Genomic DNA, 7,710 nt, shown 5'->3' with positions numbered 1-7,710 from the left:
CCGGGCCGGGGGGGGCGGGGCCGCGGTAGCCCCCCACGACGACCTCCACCACTTCCGGTTCGCGCAACGCGGACGCGATGGCGACCGCGATCGTGCGTGCCGCGTTTTTGGCCGCGATGATCACGCAAACCTCGGATTTCGTCATCGACATGGGCTTAGCCTCTTGCACAGGTTCCGATCTGCCCTCGCCCTGTACGCATTCAATCTCCGACAGCACCACCATCACGGACTGGCCGGCCGTTCGAAGATGCGGCGGCTGATATCCGCCGACGCCGCCCAGCCTGCCTCGGCCAGGTAGCGGACGGGAGCACGGCCGCATAATTCCCACAACACCGTTCGCCGTTGCGGCCATCGCAGCGACGACAGCCAAGGCGCGATGACCATGCTGAGCAGATCCTCATTGCCGATGCGCGACAGGATCGGCTTGGCCCGCTCCGACAAAAGCGTGCCGGTACCACCCAGCAGAACGTCGGCGGCGCGCAGGCCGAGCAGCAGCGTATCGTCCAGCCCCTGGCTCATCGCCGCATCGAGCAGACGCTGCTGATCGGCCTCGTCGAGACGATTGGCGCTGGCCCTGATATCGCAGACGTAGCCGGCACAGGGTTCGCGGTTGAACAGGGCCTTGGCGACGCTGATGCAGGACAGCATCAGCGTGTCGGCGACCGATGTGAACGGCACCTCAGTGCCGGCAATCTCGACCAGCCGTTTGCGCCGCAGGAACCCGTCGGCGTCGCGCGGACTGGGCGAACCGGGCTGCTGGAGGCGGTAGTGAAGATCGACCGTGGACGATTTCGGCCCGTTGCCGCGGATCATGTGCTGTTCGCCGAGGAAACGGACCCACCAGACCGAGCGGGACTTGCCCGACACCTCGTAGCCGATCGAGCGCAGTGCGTCGCGCGCCCTGGAAAAGCCGGCGGGAGAAACCAGGATGTCGACATCGCCCGAAGGCTTCATGAAGTGGTCGTCGTAGAGCAGATGCTGCTGGAACGGCCCCTTCAGAAAGACGAAATCGATCTGCCTGTCGCGCAGCGCCTCATGGATCGTCATCGAGTCCATCAGGCAGGCGGCGTTCATCGAGACCGTGCGCCTGCGATAGGTGTCGAGCCACTGGAAGAGCTCAGCCGGCCTTTCGCCGACCGGGGCCCGCGACAGCGCCTTCAGGACGAAGATGGCAACCTTGTTCAGCCTGGCGATGTCGGCGACGGCGTCGTTGGAAAGACCGGGCGTCGAGACTTTGCCGGCGGCCGGCCCCGCGAAATACAACCGCAGGCAGGCCTGCACATAGGCGACCTCGTCGGCGCAATCGGCGGCGCGCAGTCGTTCATAGGAGCTTTCCGGCAAGGCCATTGAGCGCACAGTCTCCAAAAAGCGGTTCGCGCGATAGGTATGCTGCAGGTGCGAAGCAAAGCATCCTCAAAAACCTCGGCGCCGTAAAGCCTTTCCTTTCGCAGTGCGGAATTTTGCAACCAGAACGTTTGCCGGCGCGCCGCGAAAGCGGTGGAAATACTCGGTCCAAATTCCGATCATGCCGAAGCGTTCCAGCCGGACATCAACCTGGATCGGTTAAACTAAATTCATCTTTTAGCATTGCCTAAAAAAGCAGCGGTGGCGTAGATGTTTTATGCAAGCAAAATCAATCGCTTAAAGAACCGTCAGCGACAAACCCAGACCGTACTAGATTTTACCCCGAATGCGGCGAGATTTTGAGCATCCCACACACACATGGTGACGTCCGCAACCCGTAATTGATTAACCAGAGGTAAATCAGGCTTGACTCATAAATGTTGCTATGCAGCTATTGCATCGCAGCATGCAAGTGCTGACGGCACTCGACAGGCCGTTTCCAGTCCTCATTGGAGAGTAAAATGGAACAGAATGTTGAAAAGCATGAGTACGAAACGCCAAGCTTGACGGTGCATGGTTCGATTGAAACCATCACTCAGGGCGGCGGGGGCAACACGGCGATCGACGCGTCGTTTCCCGCGCACACCCCGATCGGCGACCTGACGTTCTCGTGAGACTAGCCTGATCCCGGAGGAATTACGTTGGGCCTCTGGGATTCAAGACCATAAATGGAGCCGGGGATGAAAATCCCCGACTTTCCGCTTTTGAAGCTTTTCCGCTTTTTGAAGCGACGATGTGTAGACCGTGTGTTGCAAACGAGGTTTTAGGATGAACTGGAACCCATCGGACCACGATTGCATAAGTGCCAACAAAGATGCCGTGGCTTGCGAATTCGGCGACGGCCTCGCGCTTCTCAATCTGAAATCCAATATTTACTACAGCCTCAACGGCGTCGGCGCGTTCATCTGGGAGTTGATCCAGGAGCCGAAGTCGATCGCCGATATCCGTAGCGCCGTGCTTGCGTCCTATAATGTCGACGCCGAGCGCTGCAAGGCCGACGTCGACGCATTGCTGAAGGGGCTGGCCGAAAACGGGCTTGCGAGGCTGCAGCATGAGGCACTTGTCTAGGCAGGTTTCGCAAAAGGCCATGGTTTCGCGGCAAAGACCTGCGACGGAAAAGAGCCCCAGGCAGGCGAAAAGTCGGTCAGGCAGGCGGAGCCTAACCGGAATCCTCTCGCTGAGCGGCTCGGAAGCGCTTTTCCTTTGCCAATGCCTGGTGGTGGTCGCGGTTGTCCGGCTGGGGCTGACATTGTTCTCGTACAACCGTGTTCGCGCCATGGTGACCCGGCTCAACGCGCACCAGTGCGCCAGCATGGGCGAGTTGCGGCTTGTCGCCTGGGGGGTTGCCGCGGCGGGCACGGTTCGTGCCCCGCGCCACGTGCCTCACCCAGGCACTTTCGGGCCAATATATGCTCGCGCGCCAAGGCAATGCCTCGAATATCCGCATCGGCGTCGAACGCGGCACGGGCGAGCAGTTGAAAGCGCATGCCTGGCTGATCAGCGACAACCATATCGTGCTCGGCGGATCCGTCGATGGTTTCGCCCATCTGGTCGACCACGGCAGCCGATGAGCGGCGTGGCCGGAATTGTGCTGCGACAGGGGCCCGCGCCGGCAGACGCGGCAACCGATATCCAGCAGATGCTGGCACGCATGCGCCATCGCGGCCCCGACGGCAGCTCATGGTGGCTGGACGCCGGCATCGCCCTTGGCCACGCCTGGCTCAACACATTGGATGAGGCCGGCCCCGGCCCGCTGACCATGGCCGGCGGCAAGCTGGCCATCACCGCCGATTGCCGGCTGGACAACCGCGACGAACTGCTCGCCAGGCTCGGCATACGGGACAGCTCGGTCGCCGACGCGGTGTTGCTGATGCGGGCCTATCTGCGCTGGGGCGAAGCCTGCCCCGAGCATCTGCAAGGCGACTTCGCCTTTGCCATCTGGGATGCCGAGCGGCAGCTGTTGTTTTGCGCGCGTGACCATTTCGGGGTCAAGCCATTCTACTACCACGCGGCGGACCGGCGCTTTGCCTTCGCCTCCGAGATCGGGCCGATGCTTGGCCTGGACGGGGTCGGCGCGCGCATCAGCGAGCACCGGATCTCGGGGTTCCTGGCCGGGCTTCCCGACGACCCGCAATCGACGCCCTACAGCGATATTTTCAGCCTGCCGGCCCGTCACAGCCTCACCGTCAGCGCTCAACAGGTGCTGCTGCGGCGGTACTGGCAGATCGAGCCGTCTTCGCGGCCGCCGCCGTCGGATGCGGCGGAGGAATTCGCCCATCTGTTCTCGCAATCGGTACGCAACCGTATGCGGGGGACATCGTCGATCGGCGCGATGCTGAGCGGCGGCCTCGATTCCTCCTCGATCGCCTGCGTGGCCGGCCTGCGGAACGCCGCCGAACGCAAGCCAAGGCTGCCGACCTTTTCGCTGATCTTCGAGAAAGGGTCGTCGATGGACGAACGCCCCTTCATCGACGCCGTGCTCGACCAGCAGAAGGTCGACCCGACGCTGATCGCGGTCGGCGATTATGCGCCCTTCGCTGAATTCGAACGGGTGCTGGAGGAGCAGGAAGGCACCTTCCTGGCGCCGGGCCTGACGCTGACCCGCGGGATCTACAGGACGGCTGGCGCCAAGGGCATCAAGGTGCTGCTCGACGGCCATGGCGGCGACGAGGTCGTCTCGCAAGGCCATGGCCACCTGCACGAGCTGGCCAATGGCGGCAGATGGCTGGACCTCTGGCGCGAGATCCGCAGCGCTTCCAACACCTATGGCGACAGCACGCTCGCCCTGTATTTCCAGTTCCTGACCCTCTATGGGCCGGCCTGGCGGATCGCCAAACTGAGGCAGCTGGCAAACCGGACCCTGAACAAGATACGCCGGCCCACGCCAACGCGTGGCCGAAGCTGGCGCGACCTGGTCAATCCGGACCTGGCCAGGCGGACCGAACTCATCGACCGTTTTCACCGGGCCGGGTACATGCCGCGCGGCGTCCAGGCCAGCGACGCCTTGAGCCACCGCTGGATCCTGTCGAACGGCTATGTCCCGCATTCCTTCGAGGTTCTCGACAAAGCCGCCGCCAATTTCGGCGTCGAGCCGCGCTACCCGTTCTGGGACAAGCCACTGGTCGAGTTCTGCCTGGGGCTGCCGGGCGAGGAGAAGCTCAGCCACGGCTTTGGCCGCTCCGTGCTGCGCCGCGCCATGGAAGGGATCCTGCCGCCGCCGGTCCAGTGGCGGCGAGACAAGATCGATTTCACCGCCAATCTCGTCAACGGCATGGTGCGCAACCACCGTGATCTCCTGGAGCAGTTGCTGGTCTCGGACACGGATCGCATCGCACCCTACGTCAACCTGCCGCAGGTGAGTGCCGCCTATGCGCGGCTGCTGCGCCAGCCGGATCGGGCGGCACCGCTCGACGTCCAGTATGTCTGGCGCTCGGCGTCGCTGTCGCTGTGGCTGCGGCAGGTGCAACAGGGCGGGAGTGCCGCATGATGCCTCGCAATGGGCCACTCCCCCTCGCCCCACACTATCCCGCTGTGGCGGGAGTGCCGGAGAGGCAATGCCACTTCTACCGGGCCTATGGGCTGACGGTCGCGTCCGACGTGACGTTGCCAGAACTGGAGCCGGTGGAGCCGGCCGCGGCGGACATAACGATCGCCGTCGGCGCAATCGATATGCCGAAGCCTTCGCCGCAGGCCGCGACCACCTTCCGCTTCGAGCCGGACCGGCAATATCTGGCATGGCATGCCGTCGGCGCGTTCCTGATCAGTGGCGGCCGCCGCATCGATGTCGAACCGGCGCCCGGCGTCGACGACGCGCTGCTTGCCTTCCCGCTGCTCGGGCCGGTGATGGCGCTGCTGCTGCATCGGCGCGGCCTGCTCGTCCTGCATGCCAGCGCCATCGCGGTGGCCGGCAAGGGCGCCATCTTCATGGGCGACAAGGGCGCCGGCAAATCGACGACGGCAAGCGCGCTGATCCGGGCTGGTCATGAACTGCTTACCGATGACGTCGTGGCGCTCGATCTCAGCAATCCGGACCGGCCGATGATCGTGCCGGGCTTTCCGCAGATCAAGCTGGCGGCCGACGCCGCGGCCGCCATCCCGCTTGGGCAAGCCGAGGTGCGACCGCAAGTCCATCCGGCGATCGACAAGATGCAACATCGCCTGCACGGCGCCTTTTCCGGCAGCGTGGTGCCGGTGGCCCGGATCTATGTCCTCGAGCGCGGCCAAAGGGCCGCGATGACGCCCTTGCCCGCCATCGCAGCCTTGCCGGCCATCATCAAATTCTCCTACGTCACCCGGTTCGGCCGCGCGGCCCTCTCCGGCGATTTCGCGGCGATGCATCTTCGCCAATGTTCAGCAATCGCTAACCATGTCGGCGTGTGCCGGCTGGAAGTTCCGGCCGGTCTCGACAGGATCGGCGAGGCTGTGGCGCTGCTTGAGAGAGAACTGGCTGAAGATGTCTAGGTCATCGGTCTTGAGTCTGTCGCTGTTTCGCGACGTCGCCGCCTTCGGCGCCGTGATCGCCCAGATCGGCGGACGTCGGACCTGGACGGCGCTGCTGTTCCTGGTGCTCGGCAGCCTGACCGAAGGCATCTCCATCCTGCTGCTTGTGCCGCTGCTGCATCTGGTCGGGCGGGCCGACCAGGATTTCGCGGTGCGGTTGCCGAACATCGATTTCGTGCGCTGGCTGGTGCCAGGCGGGACGTTGCAGCTGACGACGGTGCTGGTTGCGCTGGTCGGGCTTGTTGCCGCGCAGGCGGCGTTCAACCGCTTCAAATCGGTCTACATGGCCAGGCTTCTGTTCGATTTCATCAACCGCTTGCGCATGAACCTGTTCGAGAGCATCGGCAAGGCGCGCTGGGGCGTGTTTTCGCGCATGCGCGGCTCGGACCTCGACCACGCCCTGACCGGCGACATCGACCGTGTCCAGGGGGCCGCTTTCTCGCTGCTGATGCTGGTGCAGATCGCCGTGCTGCTGGTGGGCTACCTCGTGATCTCCATGTTCATCTCGCCGGTCATGACGGCGTTTGCAATCATTATCGGCATCGTGATGTTCGTGGCGTTGCAGCCCTTTCGCTCACGCGCCACCGCCTTTGGGCGCGTGCTGACAAGCAATCGCCAGGATCAGTACCGGACGGTCTCGGAATTCCTCGGCGGCATCAAGGTGGCCAAGAGCTTGAACGTCGAAGCCAGCTATTTCGCGCAGCTGCAGGCAACGCTCGAGAAGATGAAGGCCGACAACATCGACTATGTCCGCAACAGCTCGATCGGCACCGCCGTGTTCCAGGTCGCGAGCGTCGTCGGCTTGAGCCTGTTCATCTACGTGGCGCTGGTCCGCTTCAACCTCTCGCTCGCCGAGATCGTCGTGCTGCTCCTGGTTTTCATGCGCATCGCGCCACGCTTCATGGACATGCAGACGCAGGCCCAGCAGGTGCTGATCAACCTGCCCGCCTACACGGCAATGCGCAGCCTGCAGGCACGTTTCGACGCCGAGCGCGAACCGGGCCATTCGGAGGTCGAAGATGCAAGCAAGCTGGCACTCGATACGGGGCTGAACATCCGTGGCGTCTCCTTCGCCTATGACGACGGCGCCGGCAAGGCGGTGGTAAGCGACATCACCTTCGGCCTTCCGGCCGGCAAGGTCACCGCCCTGATCGGGCCCTCCGGATCGGGCAAGAGCACGATCGCCGACATGCTGCTCGGCCTGCTCGAACCGACCGCCGGCAAGATCCTGGTCGAGGGGGGCGAGATCGACGCCGCCAATCGACGCCGATGGCGCGATCAGGTGGCCTATGTGCCGCAGGACGTGTTCCTGCTGCATGATACGATCGCGGCGAACCTGCGTCTTGCCGCGCCGGAGGCCAGCGACGACGATCTGTGGACCGCGCTGCGCGCCGCGCATGCCGGCGAGTTCGTCGAACGGCTCGACCACCGGCTCGATACGGTGGTCGGCGACCGGGGCGTGCGGCTTTCGGGCGGCGAGCGCCAGCGCATCGCACTGGCGCGGGCGCTGCTGCGCAAGCCGTCATTGCTCATCCTCGACGAGGCGACCAGCGCGCTCGACTGGCAGAACCAGTCGCTGATCGCCAGGTCGATCGAAGGGTTGCGCGGCGCGATGACGATCCTGACCATCGCCCACCGTCCGTCGATGATCGCCTTCGCCGACTGGGTGGTGGCGATGGAAGACGGCCGTGTCGTGGAAGTCGGGCAGTATCAGCGCCTGAAGGCGAAGCCGGCGAGCCGTTTGTCCAGGATGCTCTCGGGAGAGCAGTCGGAGACCGAACCGGCCCATGTGGCCTGAGGCCGGGC

7 protein-coding genes are annotated in these 7,710 nt (G+C 64.1%); 6 read left to right on the top strand and 1 reads right to left on the bottom strand.

Going from position 1 to position 7,710, the window contains the following annotated elements:
* Positions 1 to 222: 222 nt before the first annotated feature.
* On the bottom strand, positions 223 to 1,347 hold the full coding sequence (locus LB568_RS30780; protein ID WP_224732145.1) for a nucleotidyltransferase family protein: 1,125 nt from the start codon (positions 1,345 to 1,347) through the stop codon (positions 223 to 225).
* Positions 1,348 to 1,865: 518 nt separating this feature from the next.
* Between LB568_RS30780 and LB568_RS30775 the strand changes: the two genes are divergently transcribed.
* The 6 genes from LB568_RS30775 to LB568_RS30750 all read left to right on the top strand — a co-directional run bounded on the left by LB568_RS30775 (position 1,866) and on the right by LB568_RS30750 (position 7,702).
* Entirely contained in the window at positions 1,866 to 2,018 is a 153-nt protein-coding gene (locus LB568_RS30775; RefSeq protein WP_013891488.1) for a lasso peptide, read from the top strand.
* Between the two features lie 154 nt (positions 2,019 to 2,172).
* Positions 2,173 to 2,472, top strand: a complete 300-nt coding sequence (locus LB568_RS30770; protein WP_013891489.1) for a PqqD family protein — start codon at positions 2,173 to 2,175, stop codon at positions 2,470 to 2,472.
* Between the two features lie 296 nt (positions 2,473 to 2,768).
* Positions 2,769 to 2,975, top strand: coding sequence for a lasso peptide biosynthesis B2 protein (locus tag LB568_RS30765; RefSeq protein WP_224732144.1), 207 nt, complete (start codon positions 2,769 to 2,771; stop codon positions 2,973 to 2,975).
* Positions 2,972 to 4,891: a lasso peptide isopeptide bond-forming cyclase gene (locus LB568_RS30760; RefSeq protein ID WP_140570482.1), complete on the top strand. Its 1,920-nt coding sequence runs from the start codon at positions 2,972 to 2,974 to the stop codon at positions 4,889 to 4,891. Before LB568_RS30765 ends, LB568_RS30760 begins: the two co-directional genes overlap by 4 nt.
* Entirely contained in the window at positions 4,888 to 5,865 is a 978-nt protein-coding gene (locus tag LB568_RS30755) for a serine kinase (protein WP_224732143.1), read from the top strand. The genes LB568_RS30760 and LB568_RS30755 overlap by 4 nt, the downstream gene beginning before the upstream one ends.
* The gene (locus LB568_RS30750; protein ID WP_224732142.1) at positions 5,858 to 7,702 is read left to right on the top strand and encodes an ABC transporter ATP-binding protein; all 1,845 of its coding nucleotides are present in this window, start codon (positions 5,858 to 5,860) and stop codon (positions 7,700 to 7,702) included. The genes LB568_RS30755 and LB568_RS30750 overlap by 8 nt, the downstream gene beginning before the upstream one ends.
* Positions 7,703 to 7,710 lie beyond the last annotated feature (8 nt).

Origin of the sequence: Mesorhizobium sp. B263B2A (assembly GCF_020165775.1) — a bacterium.
Lineage (GTDB): Bacteria > Pseudomonadota > Alphaproteobacteria > Rhizobiales > Rhizobiaceae > Mesorhizobium > Mesorhizobium opportunistum.
The sequence above is the reverse complement of the archived record's forward strand: the minus strand, read 5'-3'. Positions and strand labels throughout refer to the sequence as shown.

Bases quoted from the DNA above. Each gene is read 5' to 3' on its own strand.
- LB568_RS30770 (WP_013891489.1), top strand. From the start codon at position 2,173: ATGAACTGGAACCCATCGGACCACGATTGCATAAGTGCCAACAAAGAT.
- LB568_RS30755 (WP_224732143.1), top strand. From the start codon at position 4,888: ATGATGCCTCGCAATGGGCCACTCCCCCTCGCCCCACACTATCCCGCT.
- LB568_RS30775 (WP_013891488.1), top strand. From the start codon at position 1,866: ATGGAACAGAATGTTGAAAAGCATGAGTACGAAACGCCAAGCTTGACG.
- LB568_RS30780 (WP_224732145.1), bottom strand. From the start codon at position 1,347: ATGGCCTTGCCGGAAAGCTCCTATGAACGACTGCGCGCCGCCGATTGC.
- LB568_RS30760 (WP_140570482.1), top strand. From the start codon at position 2,972: ATGAGCGGCGTGGCCGGAATTGTGCTGCGACAGGGGCCCGCGCCGGCA.
- LB568_RS30750 (WP_224732142.1), top strand. From the start codon at position 5,858: ATGTCTAGGTCATCGGTCTTGAGTCTGTCGCTGTTTCGCGACGTCGCC.